Source organism: Psychrobacter sanguinis (genome assembly GCF_020736705.1).
GTDB classification, from domain to species: Bacteria; Pseudomonadota; Gammaproteobacteria; order Pseudomonadales; family Moraxellaceae; genus Psychrobacter; species Psychrobacter sanguinis.
Genome location: NZ_CP085990.1, coordinates 247,879 through 267,347, shown reverse-complemented (window position 1 = coordinate 267,347; position 19,469 = coordinate 247,879). Strand labels below are relative to the sequence as shown.

At 40.6% G+C, this 19,469-nt stretch carries 15 protein-coding genes; 13 read left to right on the top strand and 2 right to left on the bottom strand.

The genetic code is table 11. The annotated features are described in order from the left end of the window. Positions 1-106 precede the first annotated feature (106 nt). Positions 107-1,657: a murein biosynthesis integral membrane protein MurJ gene (murJ, locus tag LK453_RS01145; RefSeq protein ID WP_007394156.1), complete on the bottom strand. Its 1,551-nt coding sequence runs from the start codon at positions 1,655-1,657 to the stop codon at positions 107-109. Between the two features lie 222 nt (positions 1,658-1,879). Between murJ and LK453_RS01140 the strand changes: the two genes are divergently transcribed. Continuing rightward, the gene (locus LK453_RS01140) at positions 1,880-2,791 is read left to right on the top strand and encodes an HpcH/HpaI aldolase/citrate lyase family protein (RefSeq protein WP_227674354.1); all 912 of its coding nucleotides are present in this window, start codon (positions 1,880-1,882) and stop codon (positions 2,789-2,791) included. A gap of 66 nt (positions 2,792-2,857) precedes the next feature. On the opposite strand, the gene ampD is transcribed toward LK453_RS01140, so the two are convergent. After that, the gene (ampD, locus tag LK453_RS01135) at positions 2,858-3,481 is read right to left on the bottom strand and encodes a 1,6-anhydro-N-acetylmuramyl-L-alanine amidase AmpD (RefSeq protein ID WP_201535473.1); all 624 of its coding nucleotides are present in this window, start codon (positions 3,479-3,481) and stop codon (positions 2,858-2,860) included. Positions 3,482-3,769: 288 nt separating this feature from the next. Between ampD and LK453_RS01130 the strand changes: the two genes are divergently transcribed. The 12 genes from LK453_RS01130 to ftsA all read left to right on the top strand — a co-directional run bounded on the left by LK453_RS01130 (position 3,770) and on the right by ftsA (position 19,450). Next, complete coding sequence (locus LK453_RS01130) at positions 3,770-5,851, top strand: Lnb N-terminal periplasmic domain-containing protein (protein WP_201535476.1); 2,082 nt, start codon at positions 3,770-3,772, stop codon at positions 5,849-5,851. A 58-nt stretch (positions 5,852-5,909) separates the two neighbouring features. Then, complete coding sequence (locus tag LK453_RS01125; RefSeq protein WP_201535479.1) at positions 5,910-7,352, top strand: alpha/beta fold hydrolase; 1,443 nt, start codon at positions 5,910-5,912, stop codon at positions 7,350-7,352. 292 nt (positions 7,353-7,644) lie between these two features. Then, the gene (locus LK453_RS01120) at positions 7,645-8,529 is read left to right on the top strand and encodes an NAD-dependent epimerase/dehydratase family protein (protein WP_201535482.1); all 885 of its coding nucleotides are present in this window, start codon (positions 7,645-7,647) and stop codon (positions 8,527-8,529) included. A 117-nt stretch (positions 8,530-8,646) separates the two neighbouring features. Continuing rightward, positions 8,647-9,693, top strand: a complete 1,047-nt coding sequence (locus LK453_RS01115) for a hypothetical protein (protein WP_201535485.1) — start codon at positions 8,647-8,649, stop codon at positions 9,691-9,693. A gap of 136 nt (positions 9,694-9,829) precedes the next feature. After that, positions 9,830-10,504 carry an orotate phosphoribosyltransferase gene (gene pyrE, locus LK453_RS01110; RefSeq protein ID WP_007394148.1) on the top strand — a complete coding sequence of 225 codons (675 nt, stop codon included), beginning with the start codon at positions 9,830-9,832 and terminating at the stop codon, positions 10,502-10,504. A gap of 170 nt (positions 10,505-10,674) precedes the next feature. After that, complete coding sequence (gshB, locus tag LK453_RS01105; protein WP_201541614.1) at positions 10,675-11,643, top strand: glutathione synthase; 969 nt, start codon at positions 10,675-10,677, stop codon at positions 11,641-11,643. A gap of 444 nt (positions 11,644-12,087) precedes the next feature. After that, positions 12,088-12,531 (top strand): DUF2147 domain-containing protein, encoded by a 444-nt coding sequence (locus LK453_RS01100; protein ID WP_201535491.1) that lies wholly within the window; start codon positions 12,088-12,090, stop codon positions 12,529-12,531. A 430-nt stretch (positions 12,532-12,961) separates the two neighbouring features. Next, on the top strand, positions 12,962-14,038 hold the full coding sequence (murG, locus tag LK453_RS01095) for an undecaprenyldiphospho-muramoylpentapeptide beta-N-acetylglucosaminyltransferase (protein WP_227674356.1): 1,077 nt from the start codon (positions 12,962-12,964) through the stop codon (positions 14,036-14,038). Between the two features lie 168 nt (positions 14,039-14,206). Further along, positions 14,207-15,637 carry a UDP-N-acetylmuramate--L-alanine ligase gene (gene murC / locus LK453_RS01090; protein WP_201526634.1) on the top strand — a complete coding sequence of 477 codons (1,431 nt, stop codon included), beginning with the start codon at positions 14,207-14,209 and terminating at the stop codon, positions 15,635-15,637. Between the two features lie 147 nt (positions 15,638-15,784). Next, positions 15,785-16,777 carry a D-alanine--D-alanine ligase gene (locus LK453_RS01085; protein ID WP_201535498.1) on the top strand — a complete coding sequence of 331 codons (993 nt, stop codon included), beginning with the start codon at positions 15,785-15,787 and terminating at the stop codon, positions 16,775-16,777. A 261-nt stretch (positions 16,778-17,038) separates the two neighbouring features. Then, positions 17,039-17,908 (top strand): cell division protein FtsQ/DivIB, encoded by an 870-nt coding sequence (locus LK453_RS01080; protein WP_227945172.1) that lies wholly within the window; start codon positions 17,039-17,041, stop codon positions 17,906-17,908. 249 nt (positions 17,909-18,157) lie between these two features. Next, entirely contained in the window at positions 18,158-19,450 is a 1,293-nt protein-coding gene (gene ftsA, locus LK453_RS01075; RefSeq protein WP_007394142.1) for a cell division protein FtsA, read from the top strand. Positions 19,451-19,469 lie beyond the last annotated feature (19 nt).

Sequence of the window (19,469 nt, the reverse complement as noted above, 5' to 3'; positions counted from 1 at the left end):
TATATTCTAGTTTAGGCAATGTATTCTAAATTGTCAGTCATAAAAAACACCAGTCGCTAAGACTGGTGTTTTGATTAATATTCTAAGACGGATAGCCTTTTATAGCTTAACCATGCTTCAACTGACGTGGTCGGAAACCTGAGGCCAACAAAACTATGCCATATACAGCAGCACCCACTGCACAAATAAGTAATAAGGCAAAGACACGATGCCACTGCGTATCGTGAGTTGGGAAGTAAGGTAGCATTAGATATAATGATGCCACCATAAGCACACTAGAGATACCAAACTGTGCGAACAGTTTTTTCCATTGTGGGCCAAAACGGAATAAATTACGTTTGTGCAGTAAATAATATAACAAACCAGCGTTAACCAATGAGGCTGCTGTGGTCGCAAGTGCTAAACCGCCATGCAACGGCAGTTTGAAATAGTAAAATATACCCACAAAGATTAAGCTGAATATCATGTTAGCGATAACGGTGATAATACCAATTTTAACCGGTGTCTTCGTATCCTGACGAGCGAAGAAAGCGGGTGCGAAAATCTTAATTAGCATAAAGCCTAAGATACCACCCGACATACTACGAAGGGCAAAGCCACTCATATTAGCATCTCGTAGCGCAAACTCGCCACGCATAAACAATGTCTGCATCAACACATCTGATAGCACAAACATAGCACAGGCAGCGGGCAGACCCACGACAATAATCAATCGAGCAGCCCAGTCTAAGGTCTTACGGAAGTTGACATCATCTTGTTTGGCTTGACTGGTTGATAAGCTAGGCAAGATAACAGTACCGATTGCTACCCCAATCAAACCTAATGGTAACTCAGTTAAACGTTCTGCGGCGTACAACCAGGATACTGAGCCGGTTATCATTAATGAAGCCAATACGGTATTTAACAGTAGGTTAATTTGGGTAACAGATACCCCAAAAATTGCTGGTAACATGAGTTTTAGAATGCGGCGCACCCCTTCATGTTGAAAATCAATCTTAGGTTTAACCAGTAATTTTTGCATATAAAGCTGTGGTAGCTGAATAAAGAACTGTAATAGACCTGCTATAGCAACGGCATAACCCAGTGCCATAATAGGTTTATCAAACATGGGCGCAAAAATTAAGGCCCCAGCGATCATCGATAAGTTCAACAGTACTGGAGCAATAGCCGGTGCCGCAAAACGGCCATAGCTTTGCAAAATACTGCCAGCAAACGCTGTCATAGAGATGAATAGCAAATAGGGGAAGGTTAAACGTAACAACTCGCTTGCGGTATTAAACTTCTCAGGATCGTCTGAGAAACCTGGGGCAAAAAGAGCAATAACCCAAGGAGAGGCGAGCATAACCACAACGGTTATTAGGGACAGAATCATCAGCAGGGCACCGGAAGTGCGGCTGATTAAGATTTGTACTTCTTGCAATGTGAAACGTTCTTTGTATTCGGTTAATACGGGAACGAAAGCTTGGCTAAAGGCACCTTCAGCGAATAAACGACGTAGGAAGTTGGGTATTTTGAAGGCCACTAAGAAGGCATCCATCAGACCGCCAGCCCCAAAGACACTCATTAAGACCATATCGCGTACTAGGCCTAAAATACGCGAGAGCATGGTCATTGAGCTGACAATCATTGTCGAGCGAAACAGTTTACTTTTTGCCATGTAATCTCAATACCTATTTATATTAAAAGGTTTTAAACTGATTTTTAAAGTTTTAAAAAACTGGCAAATTATAGCATTATCCAGATACGATAATGCTGTTGGCCGATGAAATTGTGATGAAAAGTAAGGCTGAGATTTATTTATAAAAATTATTATATAAAAGTTATTGATAGCTAAAGCTATGAATTAATGTATAAAAAATTATTTTAACAGGGACTGATAATGAATAACTCAATACAATTAACCGGCTTTACCGATTCAGATAAACGATCAGAACCATTAGCAACAGCAAAGAAGCTAGCACGGCGTAGTTGGCTATTTGTACCAGCAACAAGGCCGGAACGATTTATCAAAGCTATGAACAGTGGGGCAGATGCTGTTATTTTAGATTTGGAAGATGCGGTGGGTATGGTAGAGAAATCACAAGCCCGTCAAAATGTAGCACAGTTTATGCAAAACAGCTCAGTAGCTATCAGTTGTGAATCAACTGGGCCCAGTCTATGGCTTAGATTAAATAATGACAGCCAACTTGAGGAAGACCTACAGTTATGCCAGTCGTTAGCCAAACATCAGGTGTTGGCAGGCGTAGTTTTACCGAAGGTGACAGATGTTTTGCCAATACAACAGACCTTTAAGGCATTAAACTTACCTGTTGTGGTTCAAATAGAGTCTGCGCAAGGGATAACGAAGTTATCGGATATTGCCGAAAGTGAAGGCGTGATGGCTATTAGCTACGGACGACTAGATATCAGTAATCAGTTAAATCTAAGAGTGGGCAGTCAGGCAGAGCAGGATTTTTTTGACCATTTGCGTATCAAACTGTTGTTGACCAGTCATACTCATGGACTGATAGCACCCATTGAAAGTGTCTATCCAGATTTCAAAAATGAACAGGGAATGACGACTACCGCAAGCTATGTATCGGATTTAGGATTTTCTGGGATGTTATGTATTCATCCAAGCCAAGTGGCGATAGTCAATCAAGCTTTTAAAGCCACGGCTGATCAGTTGGCTTTTGCCACAAAAGTTGTAGAGCATTATCAACAAACGGGTGATAATATTTTCGCCATTGAGGGGGTCATGGTGGATCTCCCCGTGATTTTGCAGTGCCAAAGACTATTACAGCAAAATTGATTGGCTAAAAGCACCACAAGTGGTGTGTTGTTATCTAACCTAACTTAGATTAGCTTGGTGGTTGGCTTATGTGTTGGCTAAATGTTGACTCAATAAGCCACGCAGCTTATCCCATTCAAAGTGTTCGCCAGGGTCCGTTTTTCGAACTGGAGCAATATCACTATGACCGGTTAAATGGCGACGAGTCTTTGGATAAGTGTCATAAATAGCCGCTATGGCACTTGCCAAAGCTAAATATTGTGCCTCCGTAAAATCTTGATGGTCTGAGCCTTCAAGTTCAATACCAATACTATAGTCATTGCATTCCGGCTTGCCTAGATAACTAGAGCGACCTGCATGCCAAGCTCTGTCTTCAAAGTTTACCAGCTGAGTGATGTCGCCACTGCGCTCAATAAATAAATGCGCCGATACTTGCATCCCTTCGATGGTTTTGAAATAAGGATGAGCCTCCCAATCCAAAGTATTGGTAAAGAAAGCTTTAACATAGTGGAGACCGCTTGCATCTGTTTTCTCAAACTCATCAGGGGGTAAACTAATATTATGAATAACGATGGCGCTAATATCAGTATTATCTGGACGCTGATTAAAGTTAGGAGAGGCTAGCCATTGAGCTTGACTTAAGCGACCCTGTTGAATGTCCATAGCCTCGAAGGTTGTGACGGATTTAGATTTAAACAGTGGTTTTTTCATAGTCGGTATACTAATAGTTGTATATGAATAGTGGAATAAACAAACTTCTTTATGGCTGAAGACCTGTTATTAATTGGTAGTATTTACACCAGTTTGAATGGCTTTGAATAGGGGACATGTTATCATTATTGATGGCGTATACACTAGGCTTAACAGCTTCTCATTATCGTATCTGCTCGCTATATAATCATAGAAGTATCTAACATAGGCGTATATAAGATAAGCAAACTCTACGAGTTGCTAACGCTACCAGCTGCTAATCATAGCAAACAATAAATAGGGTGAATCATGGTGAATGCTAAATCTGTTGTCTTGTCCTCTACTAAGCCTGTCTCTTCATTTTTGTTTAAAAATAAGAGTATGCTTAACAGTACTGTTAGCCTGAGCCCGATATTAGTAATGAGCGCTGCGGCCAGCTTAGCATTTTCGGCTCCGGCGATGGCGCAGCAGCAAAATGCTCAATCTACAACTTTGCAAGCTGATAACACCAGTCTAAATATAGACGCAAATCCAGATATAAAGAGAAATGCAGCAATAACCCTAGAGTCAGGTAATCAGCCGCTAAGCTCTAACCTCACGGATCAGTTAATTCAAAAGGCCAACCAAAAGAATTTGGCCACTCATCCAACTTGGTTGAGACTGCATTACTATGAGCCAGACCAGAAAGCAAAAGCGCCAACTTCAACCAAACAAAGGACTTATAAAAGCAAAATCGAAAAGCCGGAGTTTTTTATAAATGAGCAAGGTAAGACTGACCCTCAGGCTGAACTTGAAGCTTTTATTAAAGCTACCGTCACTCAAGGGATAGATGGCGACGATAGTGTGGCATGCCGTTTTCCTGCCCGTACCTACTGGTTAAAAGAGCAGTTGGGTTTAGAGCAAGTTCAGCCCAATTGCCCTGACTTTGATGCATGGTTAAAAAATCTCGACCCTCAGAAATTATCGGTGGTTTTTGCTGAAGAGTATCCAGACCGTCCGGTTTCTGCTTTCGGTCATACTTTAATGCTAATTGATTCGACTGCGAGTCTAGCCGACCCCAAAGCCATCGACAAAGCCCATGCCCTTAATGATACGGTGGCAGGTAACCCTGATGATTCATTTATTAAGTATGCCATAAACTCGGCTTTTGGTGGCTATCCTAATGACATTACTATCGAGCCTTATCCGCAAAAGCTGGCAGATTATCTACAAAATGACAATCGTGATGTCTGGACTTACGGTCTTAATTTAACAAAGGCAGAAGTACAGCAGATTATGCGTCATGTGTATGAGACTAAGGACTTAGAGCTGCCTTATTATTTCACTATGGATAACTGTGCTTCAGAAATACTGAGGTACATTGATGTGGTGCGTCCTAATGGTAACTTACTGGATGAGTTCACGTTAGCCGTGGTTCCCTCAGATGTGGTTCGTTTGCTACAAAAAGAGGGATTAATTGACCAGCAAAACTATTTTCCATCAGATAAAACCTTAGCGCAAGCCAAGTTAAATAATTCACAGTCGACACAGCTACCCAGCAGTAGTATTGATGCTAACAATCAGTTGATACCTACGCAACTAACTCCCGTAGACAATAACCCGTTAGACGCCCATTCCTTGCAACGTATGAAGATAGGAGCGGGGGCTCAAGATGACACCGGATATATCAGTTTGGCCTATCGAGGGGGTTTTAACGATCCCCTAGATCGTCCTAGTGGCTATCCTCAAAACTTCCACTTGGAAGCAGGCTCAGTTGAATTAAGAGTCTATAAGGACGATGAAAAGAATAAAGGAGACCATAATCGCGTTGAATTACAAGAGTTGGCTATTTTGCGTGGTCGCTCGTTTAATCCGATAAATACCGCCAAAAAAGGCGACTCTCTATTTTCAAGCTGGGGCGTTAATGTGCAAGCCACTCAGGTAAAGGATGGCTCACAAATGAATAATAATAATCGCAGTGGTGACCCAGATAGCAGTCATTTGGTAGGCAGCTTCGGTTATGAGAAAGGAATATCTGCTGCCTTCGGTAGTCCACAAGCAGGTTCAGGGCAATTACCACCTCAGGTTTGCTATGCGCTTGGAACAGGACTAGCCCAAGTGGGTAAGGGGCTGAGTAAAGGTTACCGTGTTGGGGCAGGTGTGAATTTAGGCTGTCGTTATCAATTTAGTCCTAATGCTCGATTGATAGGAGAGGTGCAGGTGCCTTACTGGTATCATGGTAGTACAGATAATGACCAAATAAAAGGCAGCTACTGGCAGCCGATTTTGAGTTTAGGGGCGCAGTATGATTTGGATAGAAACAAAGCCATTAGAATACAAGGTAGCTATGAACTACAAGACGGTATAGAAGGACGCGATGATATTCAGCTGGCGTATGTGACGTATTTTTAGGGTGTTAATTGTAAGAGTAGCGTAGTAGTATGAGGCTACTCACAAGGATGTACTCCCCATGACACGCTTTGCTAATGCACTCTCTTCAGATGATAATAGCGCTAAAAAAAAGGCCAATAATAAAACGGTGGAGGGGCATTCTCCACCTTACCCATCTGCGCCTAACGAATCTTCCCCTCATCAATCTGAGCCTAGTCAATCAGATTCCCAAACTATTGAGTCTATCTCCGAACCAGTGCTAAATACGAAAGCGTATCTGTCAATGAGTGACTTTTTAGCGGGCATCAGTCAGCTTGCTGTTATTGGAGTGATAGAAACCACAGGCATTGTCGAGTCGATACATCGTGAAATTGTTTTACGACCGCTAGGGCTATCAAACCATAAGTACGGACGACTCTGGCATAAAGGCATCGGCAGTAGAGTATACAGTTTGGTAAAAGGGGTTACCTCGGTAGTAGGCCATAGCTTAGCGTTTGGTATTACTCAGTATAATCAGCTATTGGGTCATAAAAATCCGCAACCTTTGCCGGCCAGTCTAACTATGTTGGTTAATACCATAAATGGGGTAATGGGTGACCATTTAGTAACCAATCACAACCCACTTGCTTTGCCTATGATTCTTTATACCAGTCATGGTGAACCGCTTGTTTTATCTCAACAGTCAGAGCAGACAGACCAAGCTTCTGGCGCCGAAAATCTCTCTTCAACGGTGGTGATTTTGCTTCATGGTCTGTGTATGGGCTATGTTAATTGGCAGCCCGATCAATCTGATAGCTTGGGGCAAATGATTTTAAAACGTCAGCCTGAGGTTAGTGTCTTATATTTAAACTACAATACCGGAAGACGCATCTCTATCAATGGTCGTGAGTTTGCTAAATTATTACAAACACTAGTCACTAAACACCCAAATATTACTAAAATTAATTTAGTAGGACATAGTATGGGTGGTCTGGTCTCTCGTAGTGCACTTTATTATGGGAGTGAGACATCTGATAGTTGGGTTAGCAAGGTAGATAAGCTTATAACACTTGGCACGCCACACCATGGGGCAGTACTAGAGCGTATTGGTGATATAGTGCAGCAGAGTATTAGCAAGCTGCCATTTGCAGGATCATTAGGGAAGCTAGGCGATATACGCAGCACTGGTATTATAGATTTACGTCATGGTAGTGTCCGTGATGAAGATTGGCAGTCACTCGTAACACGCAGTGTGTTGCCTGATAGCGAGCGTCAGGTTACGCCTTTGCCACCCCATATTACCGCCTATTTCCTTGCAGGAACTTTAAGTGAGACAGAGGAAAAGGATAGCTCTAAAATGAGCTATTTACTTGGTGATGGTCTGGTTAATATTAATTCGGCACTTGGCGAGCACACAGAGATGCATACGTTACAGGTGCCAAGAGAGCGAAAAAAGGTGTTTTATGGCGTGGGTCACTTTGGTTTATTGTCTGATAAACAAGTGCCAGATCAAGCAATTGATTGGTTAAGTGACAGTCAATAGTTCATTAATTGAATGACTTAGTTAACACCTATGTATTAGTTAAAGGTTACAATTTTTTGTGTCTGTGATACCTAGTAAATCAAATCCTACTTATCACTATAACTTGGTAATAAAGGTTCAACATACCCTCTAATTAATTATGCTAAATTCAAATAGTTATCAATCAAGAGTTTTTAACTATTTAAAGCTATATTCATTCTGATTCAAAGCAATAATGAGGTAGCTAAGATAATAGAATCAAAAAAATCTAATAATCAAAAGAAAAGCACAATAATAAATAAGGATACCCCCCATGAATAAATTCTCAGAATCAACATCAGCAAATACTACCTCAGCTCAATATTTAATTATTGGCCAAGGTGATATAGGTCTTGCTGTTACGAATACCTTAGCGAAACAACAAAAACATGTCACAGGTTTAGCACGTGGTGAAAGACAGTCTTATGCGCTACATGAGCAGGCTCACTTCTTACAAGCTGATGCTTTAAAACTTTCTGCCGAGCAGATTAAAGAAATGACCCATATAGCCATCGTTGTTACCCCTGATAACTATGATGCTGAGAACTATAAAAACACCTATCTAGGCATTGCACAGCATATTGCTGATTTAGAAAGTCAATTGCCACAGCTCAAAAGAGTGGTGTTTATTTCCTCAACGGGTGTATATGGTCAAGATGATGGAGAATGGATAGATGAAGCGGTTGAGCCAAAGCCAGCTAAGCGTGAAGGCTCTAAATATATCCTTCAAGCAGAGCAAGTATTACAACAAGCTTATGGCAGTCGAGCGGTTATTATTCGACCTAGCGGTATTTATGGCGAAGAGCGCTTAATGCGAATACGTCAAGTGAAAGAAAAACAGCTAGAAGCATTGCCTCAATATGATTGGACCAATCGAATTATGGATACGGATTTAGTAACCATTATTGCTCAGGTTTTAAGCTTATCGGATGCAGAACAAGTAAGGCCAATATACCTAGCTACTGATTATGCACCAGTGACTTCATTTGAATTAACAAGCTGGTTAGCAACTGAGCTAAACAGCAATCCACCCACACTTCAGGTCTCTAACGAGGATAAGCCAATGAGTGGTAAACGTTTGCATAGTAATATTCCACTTGATTGGTTGCAGTATCCTGATTGGCAAAGTGGCTACGCTCATATCCTAAAAGCTAAATAAGGAGGAAGGGCGTTGTTTATTTCTTCTTTTAAATTAAGTTGTTGAAATTCTCAATATACCATTGCTCAAAAAGCAAGTATCATAGAGGGTGTAATAGATAATTCTGAAGAGGGTAACTTGCGAACGGATAGTTTAAGAAACAATGATAACGAAGATTTAATAGCTCAGTCTTTATTACACCATCAAATTGAGTATGCAGGAATGAGACACCCTAATTTTCATTCGTCGATGACAACTGTAAATCCTGATCGCCCTTTAACAGACATCCCTGACCCTAGTCCTCGCTATCAACAGTCTCTAAGTAAACTGTTGTCTATAAGTAGTACCAATGCGACAGGCGGTGATGATAATGCTACTAAAGCAGAAGACGGGTCAGATGCGTCAATGTGGTCTTTAATTGCATCCCCAGAGCTTGCTTCCCATTTAGACTTGTTGCAGCTGGGTGGTTTAATTAACTTACCTACTCAGTTTTTTGAGTCTAAAGCCGATAGTGGCTCAGAAATTTTAGCGCCCTTAACTGAGATGACCTTGTTGGATATGTCTGATATTTATCAAGTTTGTCTCAAGTATCCCACCTTGACAAGGTACGGTTTTAAGACCAATGATGACAATCAAGTATCTGCTGAAAGCACTGTCGTAGAGATTAAGGACGACGCAAAGACTGATCCAAGTAGTAGCGATTTGTCGGCTGCCATGCCTGAGATGATTAATGATTTATTTGCCCCAAGTTGGGAGCCTATTTTATACCCTGAGCGCTTCGATAATGGGGTCGACAGTTTAACCACAGATATCTTGGCCTGTAGCACCGCAGTACATGTTCTAAAGCAATGTCAAACCCGTCAGTCCGTTAATCGTAGCCTCACTGCTAAACAGATATGTCAACACATGCGTAGTTATGTTCTCAGTCAATGTAATACGCACCCACAGTTTGAAAAGCAGTATCGTCAAATTAGATTATTTGAAGGTCACATAGTAGTGGCTGCCAGTTATTTGGGCTTAGAAATTGTTCATGCTGACAAACACTCGTCAGCCTCTACTGTGAATAATAAGGGAGAGACCAGTTCCAATTTAGGGCAAGCTATTTATTTCAATATTTCTTCTCAATCTTCATTATTTGTTCGATACCCTAATATCAGTGCTTATTATATTAATGGCTGGTCATAATATCTGTATCTGTAAGCCATAACGGTTATAATACGTGCTTTTATTGAAGTGGTTTATGTATTAGTTTTTTGCTGTATTAATAGCTTATTAGACTTAGACAGTAAATATAAATTTCATTGGTTTTATAGGAATATTCATGGCAGTTTCTCCTTCAACACGCACGTTTAGCAGCAGCGACTTTATCCAACTGGCTTTATCAAATGATGTTTTAAAGTTCGGTGAATATGTACTTAAGTCAGGGCGTATCAGTCCTTACTTTTTCAACGCTGGTTTATTAGCTACCGGTGAAACTCTGTCAGTATTGGCCAATGGATATGCACAAGCCTTAGCAGAGCAAGTTAAAGAGAGCGCAAGTGATGAATTAGTTATCTTTGGCGCGGCCTATAAAGGAATTCCTTTTGTGGCGGCAACTGCTCAAGCACTTTGGAACAACCACGGGATTAATGCCCGTTGGGGTTATAATCGCAAAGAGGCGAAAGACCACGGTGAAGGCGGTAATTTAGTAGGTGCTGATGTTAATGGTAAGGCAGTATGGGTGCTAGACGATGTGATTACTGCAGGCACTGCAATGCGTGAAGTGGTTGATATTCTAGATGCCGCTGGTGCCACTGTCGCCGGTATCATCGTCGCTTTAGATCGTAAAGAACGCGGTCTAAATGAACAATCGGCTATTCAAGAGCTGGCAGAAAGTTTACAAGTGCCAGTTCAAGCTCTAGTAGATATCGATGACATCATTGACTATGTGGCCAATAATGGCGATGCTACTCAATTGGCCAAAATGCGTCATTATCGCGAGCAGTATGGAGTTTAATTTAGTAGTGAGTTAGCCTCTCATGGCTTTGTATCGCTAATATCATTTTTTTGTCAATTTTTTATACTCAAGCTGTCAATCTTAGGTTGGCAGCTTTATTATATCTACCTTTATTATAATTATAATTATCTATCTGCCTGTCAGAGGCAGTTTAAGCGGAGTAAATTATCATGAGTCAGCAGTCAGCCAATAAACCACTTAATATTTTAGTGGTCATGGACCTCATTGAAACGGTGAACTATAAAAAAGATTCAACTCTGGCAATGATGTGGGCTGCCAGTGATCGAGGCCATGATTTAGGTTACTGTCAGATTCATGATATGTGGTTAGATAGAGGCGAACTTAAGGTTGATGCTCAAAAGGTGACAGTGCGCCGTGATCCACAAGATTTTTATAGTTTAGAAAATAAATTAACTCAGCCGATTACAGATTATGATGTGGTGCTAATGCGTAAGGACCCGCCGTTCAATATGCGCTTTTTATACAGTACTTATATGCTCGATCATGCCAAAAAGGCGGGTGTATTAGTGGTCAATGATCCACAAGCCATTCGAGATTGTAATGAAAAACTGTTTGCCACTTGGTTTAGTGACTTAATGAGCCCCACCATTGTGACCAGTAAGCAGTCTCATATTCGTCAATTTATCACTGAGCAACAAGATGTTATTGTCAAGCCTCTTGATGGTATGGGTGGTACAGGTATCTTTAGATTGACAGCCGATAGTCCAAATATCGGCGCCACACTTGAGATGCTAACCGAACTTGAGACGTTGCCCATTATGGCGCAGCGTTATCTTCCTGAAATTAAAGAAGGCGATAAGCGTATTTTAATCGTTGATGGAGAGGTGGTGCCATTTTGTCTAGCCCGTATTCCTACTAAGGGTGAGACCCGTGGTAATTTAGCAGCGGGTGGTCAGGGTGTGGCAATGCCTGTGTCAGATAAAGAGATGGCAGTGGCAAAAAAGGTAGCGCCTATTGTCAAGCAAAAAGGCTTAATGTTCGTAGGCTTAGATGTGATTGGTGGTAGAATTACTGAGATTAATGTCACAAGTCCGACTTGTATTCGTGAAATTAATGATCAATGTGGCACTGATATTGCGACTGACTTAATGATCGCTATAGAGAAAAAGCTTAACTAACTCACCTAAAAATGCTGGTTCAATTAATTCAGCAATACTGTAGCAATGGTTAGTTAAATATATATTACAATTTCATTAAGTATTATGCCGTATAACCATTGATTTTTTGTTACAGTATCCTATTATTGATAACGGTACTTAAAAGTCAGTATTAGGGATAAAGGTTATTGCCTTTAGTCTTACAAGGTAAAGGAAAGATGGCCATAATTTATAAAAGGCTTATAACAATAATAGCTTATAAGTGAACATAAATATTATAAGCTGATAAAAAGGCTTTAATCATTTTTTTCCCTACTTTTAAGAAATAATTTTCTGTTACTTAACTGGTTTTACCTACTTTTTTGTTTTGTAGATTTATATGTAAGACAAGTAAGGGGTAAATCAATAAGCGCATAAATAAGTCGCAAATAAATCAGTTCAGTAAATAAGTAAGGATATTACGAAATGAAAAATTTCACGAAATCAGTATTATTGACTGCAGGTTTGGCATTAGGTATTAGTGCAAGTGCGGCAGACCAATTGAATAACACTAAGTGGACCACTTATAATGATAGTGGTAAGCCTGATGCGGTAATTCAGTTTAATGAAAGTAATGGTAAGCTTTCTGCAAAAATCGTAGAAGTTTTAGATCCTCGTGCTACCAATAAGTCTGTTTGTGATACGTGTAAAGGTAAGTTTAAAGACAAACCTTTAACGGGGGCGACAGTACTTTGGGATTTGAAGGCTGATCCGAATAATCCGAACAAATATATTGATGGTAAAGGTATTGAGCCTGAAACAGGTATGACTTTCTCTGGTAAAGCAGAATTAAAAGGCAATACTTTGCAGTTACGTGGCTATAAAGGTATTTCAGCATTTGGTAAGACGCGAACTTTGAAACGTCGTTAGATTTTTAAGCGATTCTAAAACTTTCGAATTGTCTTAACTTTAGTGGTTTTAAATTTGTTTTAAAGAGACATTGTTTAAAATATTATGGCCAAGCTTCGACGAATCGTGGCTTGGTTTTTTATTTTTAACTTAAATTTATATCGGCTTTTTAAGTGTCATCAATGAACACATTAAAAGGCGAATTTTATTATTAAAATGATAATTATATCCTTAGTAAAAACTTTATAGTTTGTTGTACAATACCCCGCTTTGTTAAAAGCGTAGCATCGTCTAAGCACATTAGTTATGCTATGATTTTTCAATTTCTGCGTAGACCTGTTTTGATATCGAAAATCTAGGAGATTTTGCTGTGTCTGAGACCTCGGCTGTAAATAATACTCATCAAAATGCTTTGGCTAAAAAAACGACAAGTAGTGCTCCGAACGTGTTGATGATGGCAGCAGGTACGGGAGGACACGTATTTCCCGCATTGGCTGTGGCCGAAGAGCTTACCAAGCAGGGAGCTAAAGTACATTGGTTAGGTACGCCGCAGGGGATGGAAAACGACTTAGTTCGTCCTGTAGGCTATACTTTTCATACTATTGATATGCAAGGGGTGCGCGGTAAGGGGGTCGGCAGAATTCTAAAAATGCCATTCACTTTGTCTCAAGCGATGCTCGCTAGTATTAGAGTGATTAAGAGTAATAATATAGATGTGGTCGTCGGCTTTGGCGGCTATGTCAGCGCACCAGGTGGACTGGCAGCAAAAGCAACTGGTACACCGCTTATTATCCATGAGCAAAATGCTATCGCTGGCATGAGTAACCGCTATTTGGCAAAACTGGCTACTAAAGTACTGCAAGCATTCCCCAATACTTTTGGTGACAGCGATAGCCCAGAAAACCCTAAGCTTGAGACGGTAGGCAATCCAGTCCGTGATGCTATTTGTAAAATAGCCCCGCCAGAAGAGCGTTATGATCTACAAGATGACAGTCCTTTAAAGTTACTGGTAGTAGGCGGGTCATTAGGAGCAGAGGCTTTAAATAAGACTGTGCCTGCGGCTTTAGCCAAAATTGACAAACCTATTACCGTTTACCATCAGTGCGGTCGCAACAACTTAGCGGGTACTGAAAGCTATTATCAGCCCGTAAATAGAGCCATACATAATGTCACCGTTAAGCCTTTTATTGAGGATATGGCGCAAGCGTATGCTTGGGCAGACGTGATTTTGTGTCGAGCAGGAGCCTTAACAGTTACTGAGGTTCAAAATGTCGGTTTAGCGGCTATATTTGTGCCGTTGCCCCATGCAGTAGATGATCATCAAACTGCCAACGCACGCTCATTGGCCGTTGAAGATGCGGCTTATTTAATACCACAAAGCAAGTTAACCCCTGACTACTTAGCGGAAACCTTACTTGATCTAGATCGTGAAAAGTGCAAAGCAATGGCCGAAAAAGGCAAAGCGTTAGCTAATCCTGGTTCTACTTCGGTGACCGCTGATTTTATTTGGAATCAGGTGGTTAAGTAACCATTGTTAAATAAAAATGCACGCTATAAAAAAATGTCTATATCAACCCCTTGAGTTAGTAACCGAGTGTATTTAAGGACATTGTGAATGGCCTTCGCAGTTATCACTGCTTAAATACCAGGTTTAAATATCAGTTTTTATTTTTATCTATTACAAAAAGAGATAGTTATGTCACAAGCAGCCTTGCCAAAAAGATTGATTGAAATTCCAGAAATGCGCCGTATCAAATGCATTCACTTTATCGGCATTGGTGGGGCAGGGATGTGTGGTATTGCTGAAGTTATGAAAAACCAAGGCTATGGTGTTAGTGGGTCAGATATTAAAGAAAGCGCAGTGACTCAGCGTCTTCAAAGCTTAGGTATCGAAGTATTTATTGGTCATGACTCTAAAAATATTGCCAATGCAGATGTGATAGTGGTGTCTTCTGCTATTGACCGTAATAACCCAGAGATCCAAGCAGCATTAAAAGCACAGCTGCCTGTAGTACGTCGTGCCGATATGTTGGGCGAATTGATGCGCTATCGTCATGGTATTGCTGTGGCGGGTGCACACGGAAAAACCACCACCACCAGCTTACTCACTATGATGATGACAGAAGCAGGCCTAGATCCTACTTATGTGATTGGCGGTAAACTAAATGCTTCTGGGAAAAATGCGTCACTGGGAGAGAGTCGTTATTTAATCGCAGAAGCTGATGAGTCTGATGCTTCATTTTTGACCTTGCACCCTATGGCTGCTATCGTTACCAATATCGACCAAGACCATATGGAAACATATGGCAATAGTTTCGATAAGTTAAAAGCGGCCTATATTCAGTTTTTACAAAACATGCCCTTTTACGGATTGGCAGTAGTTTGTGGTGATGATAAAGAACTGTACAGCATGATCGATGACATCGGTCGTCCTGTGTTAACTTATGGTTTCGAACCACATAATAATGTGCAAGCCACAGATGTTAGAGTAGAAGGCACCAAGACGCATTTTACAGTTTTGCGTAAAGACCATGAGCCGCTGCAACTCACACTGAATATTCCAGGCCAACATAACGTCCTCAATGCGTTAGCAGCGATTACTATGGCGACAGATGAAGGGGTGGATGACGAAGCCATTAAACGTGCTTTAGCCAAGTTTGCTGGTGTCGGTCGCCGTTTTGAACAACAAGCCTGTGTCAAAAAAGATGAAGGTGATGTGCTACTTATTGATGACTATGGTCACCATCCGGTAGAGGTGGCAGCCACAATTAAAGCCGCTCGTGAAAGTTATCCTGAGCGTCGTTTGGTTATGTTATTCCAGCCACATCGTTATACCCGTACTCGCGACTGCTACGATGATTTCGTTGCTGTGTTATCGCAAGTTGATGAGTTAATGCTGTTGGATGTTTATAGTGCAGGCGAGACCCCTATAGTTGGGGCAGATACCAAGTCATTGGCACGCAGTATTCGTCTTCGTGGTGAAGTAGAGCCTATGGTGATTGATAAAGACGAGTTGGCACCGGCAATGCAGCGTATATTGAAGGCCGGTGATATTTTAATCACTCAAGGCGCGGGTAACGTTGGCCAGTTATGTCAAGAATTGGCTGCCAATAATCTTTATATTTAATTCATGCTTATTATGATTGGGTTTTAGGGTTTTTGTACTTCTACTCTTTAACCCTTTTATTTTTGTTAGCCCTTTTATTTTAGCGATTAACTAGCCTTTATTTGACCAGTTAATGGCTATTTAAGATACTCATAACCCTTGTTTAAGATGCCGATAACTATGACTGATGCTGTTAATTCAACTTTTGATACTGATTTTTCCGATAAAGCCAGCGGTCTTGCTTCTGATAAAGACCCGAGTGTTTTCGGTAAAGTAGCGGTGGTTTATGGCGGTAGTAGTAATGAGCGTGATGTTTCTTTGGACAGTGGTAATGCGGTATTAAAAGCATTGCAATCCCAAGGTGTGGAGGCGAATCATTTCGATCCTAAACACCAAGATGTTACTGAATTAAAAAACTATGATCGTGTGTTTAATGTGTTACACGGTCGTGGTGGTGAAGATGGTCAGCTACAAGGGTTACTAGATTGGTTGCAAATTCCGCAAACAGGTTCAGGGGTGTTAGCTTCTGCCATAGGTATGGATAAAGTACGCACTAAGCAGCTTTGGCTAGGTTGTGGTTTGTCGACTGCCCTTTTTGCAGTATTAACCAAAGACACAGATTGGCAACAAGTAGTTAGTGCGCTAGGTTTACCTTTAATTGTTAAGCCGGTTCATGAAGGCTCAAGTATTGGTATGAGTAAAGTAAATACCTTAGATGAGTTGCCTAAGGCCTTTGAGTTAGCCTCAGGCTGTGGCGATGTGGTTATGGCTGAGAAATGGATTACCGGCCGCGAATTTACCATTGTAATTATTGATGATGAGGCGTATCCGGTTATTAGATTGCAGCCTGCTGATGTATCTAACTTCTATGATTATGAAGCCAAGTATAATCGTAATGATACGATGTATCATATCCCTTGTGGCTTATCTGAAGAAGAGGAAACACACTTACAAGCGCTTAGTTTAGCGGCTTTTAAAGCAGTGGATGCGAAGGGATGGGGTCGTATTGACGCCATGCAAGACGAAAACGGCAATTTCTGGCTCCTAGAAATCAATACGGTGCCTGGAATGACCAGTCACAGCTTAGTGCCTATGGCTGCTAAAGCCCGCGGTATGGATTTTGAGCAGTTATGTTGGCATATTTTGGCTCAAACCTTATAGCTGAAGAAGCTGTGGACAATGTTACAAGTTTTTAATATCTAGCAAGATTTAACTATATAGGTAATCTATATATAAGTAATTTCTATAACGATTTACCTCGAAAATTATAATGGCTAAAGGTGATTTAAGTCACAACAAGGATATAAGTACTTAGTTTATTGCTCATATCGTTTGTTCTGTCATAAATTGATACATGCTCGCTAAATATAGTCGCTATCGCTGCTCCAGCAAATGCGTTACAATTATGAGTTATTAGACAAAATGGAAACTACGGCTGCTTCTGTGAATAAAACTGCGCTGAACCCAAGTAAATTTTTATCCGTTAAAACGTGGATTAGTATTGCTGTAGTTTTATTTGTTGCTATTTTTTTATTAGTATCAAATAGAATTTATAGCTCTCAACCCGCTAAAGTGGTTGTTAATACTAAGAACCTTGACGCCGCTCAGTATGAGACCTTAAATAAGGCTATGAGCAAAAAACAGGCGGGTAGTTTCTTTACTGCAGTTTTACCTGAGTTAAAAGACAGTGTCATGCAGCAGCGTTGGATTAGTCAAGTGGACATTGAGCGTAAATGGGGTGAAGGTATTGTTATTACTGCCTTACCGCGTGAGGCTGTCGCTCGATTTGGCAGTGAGCATTTAATAGATGCGCAAGGACAGGTTTACAAACCGGTTAGTGAGTCTGAACTTTTACAACCCGGTTTGATAATGTTACAAGGGGATACCGATCAATCCTCTTTAATTATGAAACAAATGCAGCAGGTGAATCAGTGGTTTGCACCATTAAAGATGCAAGTTGAGGATTTGGTACTGACGCCCCGTATGACTTGGGCGATTAAATTTGATAATGGGATGCGTATCATTGTAGACAATGAGCATACCTCACAAAAGCTTATGAATTTAAGTCAATTATTGCAGAATCAATTGGCTGACAAACGCGAAGATATTGCGGCAGCTGATTTACGCTATAAAAATGGTTTTGTTATTGACTGGAAAAACGAATCTGTAGATACTGCTCCCGCCGCTTCAGTACAAGCGGAGGCAAGTAAGCCTCAAGCGGTAGACAATACGAACAAAGCAGATACAGCAGTGCAGGAAGCCAGTGCAGCAGAAAGTGAAATACCACTTTAATTGAAAGCCGCCTCAAAGTTGATTTGAAGCGGTTTTATTTAGTAATGAAAACTTATTCGTTATGATGTATTACAATCAGGTATGGCTTATTGTCTGGCTAGCATGACCAAAGGTTGGCTAGCATGATTAAGGATAGGCTCATAGCAATACTTAAAATTAAACCCTAACCTAACCTTACTGTTTTAATTTGGATGAAAAGTATATTTTTATACTTAAAATTCCTCACAGTACATATATGTTTTAAACTTTATGAGTAAATCTGAAAATCTCCTAGCCGTCATTCATTTAAGCGCCTCTGCAGTCTATGTCGTGGTGGCTAATGTTGTTTCTGCGACCGACATTCGTATTAAGGGTGTTGGTGAGGTTCCTACGGAGGACTTTCAGCAAGGTCAAATTAGACATTTTGATCGCCTTAAGAGCTCTATTCGCCAAGCGATTATCCAAGCAGAGGAAATGGCGAATTGTCGTATTCATAGTGTGTGGTTAACGTTATCCACTCCTGAGCTACTAAGTCATAATGGCTTTGGCGCTGTAGATATAGAAAGTGGGGTTGTAGAAACCCAGCATATTGTTAAAGCTTTAAGTCTGGCGAAAGCCAGTGTACTACCCAATACTCATTACCTTATGCACCATTGCCAACAAGGCATATTTTTAGACAATCAAGAACAAATGGTTGACGATGCTATTGGTATGTACGCGAATAAGGTCACTGTGATGTATCACCTTATGATGATGCCAGTATCAAGTAGACAAAATATTCAAAAACTTATTCAAGCCTGTGATGTCAGTATTGATCATATGTTGTTCGATGCGGTTTCTAGTGCTGAATATAGCCTAATGTCTGAAGAGCGTGAACAAGGGGTTTGTTTAATTGATATAGGAGCAAGTACCACCAGTATTTGCATTTATCGCGAAAATAAACTAATTTTTACGCACTGTATTGCGGATGGTGGCAATAAGGTCACCATGGATATCTCAGCTGAGTTAGGTCTCACTATGATGGAGGCCGAAAAGCTTAAAATTCAGAGAGGGACAGTGGATACTCGTGATGTAGATCCTACGAGATTTGAAACTTTCCCCAGAGTAGGTATGGCGGATGAAGCCACCATCAGCATGCTACAATTGGCTCAAATTATTGAAGCACGTTATATCGAACTTTATCGGGTTATTTTTCAAAAGTTATCCGATGAAGGGTTGATGGACTATTTACAACGTGGTGTTATTTTAACCGGTGGCGGTAGTCAGATTCGCGGTATGGTGCGTTTTTCAAAACGTCTACTTGAGATGCCGGTGGTAATGACTAATGCCCATATTGCTATTTCTGCTTACAATCATTTTGATAGTGATGACAAATTCAAAGAGTTGAATTTGAGAGTGGGTCAGCGTAACTTACAGACGGCTTATGGTGCCTTGTTATACAGCCAAAGTGAACAATTCAAACACAGTGAGAAGAGTTCACCAGAAGCGTTAGAGGTCAATAAACCTACTAAATTTAGTACGATCAAACATAATTTGAGTAATTTTTTCAAAAGCATAATATAGCTTCCCTATATCTTAATTT

Bases quoted from the DNA above. Each gene is read 5' to 3' on its own strand.
- murJ (WP_007394156.1), bottom strand. From the start codon at position 1,657: ATGGCAAAAAGTAAACTGTTTCGCTCGACAATGATTGTCAGCTCAATG.
- LK453_RS01140 (WP_227674354.1), top strand. From the start codon at position 1,880: ATGAATAACTCAATACAATTAACCGGCTTTACCGATTCAGATAAACGA.
- ampD (WP_201535473.1), bottom strand. From the start codon at position 3,481: ATGAAAAAACCACTGTTTAAATCTAAATCCGTCACAACCTTCGAGGCT.
- LK453_RS01130 (WP_201535476.1), top strand. From the start codon at position 3,770: ATGGTGAATGCTAAATCTGTTGTCTTGTCCTCTACTAAGCCTGTCTCT.
- LK453_RS01125 (WP_201535479.1), top strand. From the start codon at position 5,910: ATGACACGCTTTGCTAATGCACTCTCTTCAGATGATAATAGCGCTAAA.
- LK453_RS01120 (WP_201535482.1), top strand. From the start codon at position 7,645: ATGAATAAATTCTCAGAATCAACATCAGCAAATACTACCTCAGCTCAA.
- pyrE (WP_007394148.1), top strand. From the start codon at position 9,830: ATGGCAGTTTCTCCTTCAACACGCACGTTTAGCAGCAGCGACTTTATC.
- gshB (WP_201541614.1), top strand. From the start codon at position 10,675: ATGAGTCAGCAGTCAGCCAATAAACCACTTAATATTTTAGTGGTCATG.
- LK453_RS01100 (WP_201535491.1), top strand. From the start codon at position 12,088: ATGAAAAATTTCACGAAATCAGTATTATTGACTGCAGGTTTGGCATTA.
- murG (WP_227674356.1), top strand. From the start codon at position 12,962: ATGATGGCAGCAGGTACGGGAGGACACGTATTTCCCGCATTGGCTGTG.
- murC (WP_201526634.1), top strand. From the start codon at position 14,207: ATGTCACAAGCAGCCTTGCCAAAAAGATTGATTGAAATTCCAGAAATG.
- LK453_RS01085 (WP_201535498.1), top strand. From the start codon at position 15,785: ATGCCGATAACTATGACTGATGCTGTTAATTCAACTTTTGATACTGAT.
- LK453_RS01080 (WP_227945172.1), top strand. From the start codon at position 17,039: ATGGAAACTACGGCTGCTTCTGTGAATAAAACTGCGCTGAACCCAAGT.
- ftsA (WP_007394142.1), top strand. From the start codon at position 18,158: ATGAGTAAATCTGAAAATCTCCTAGCCGTCATTCATTTAAGCGCCTCT.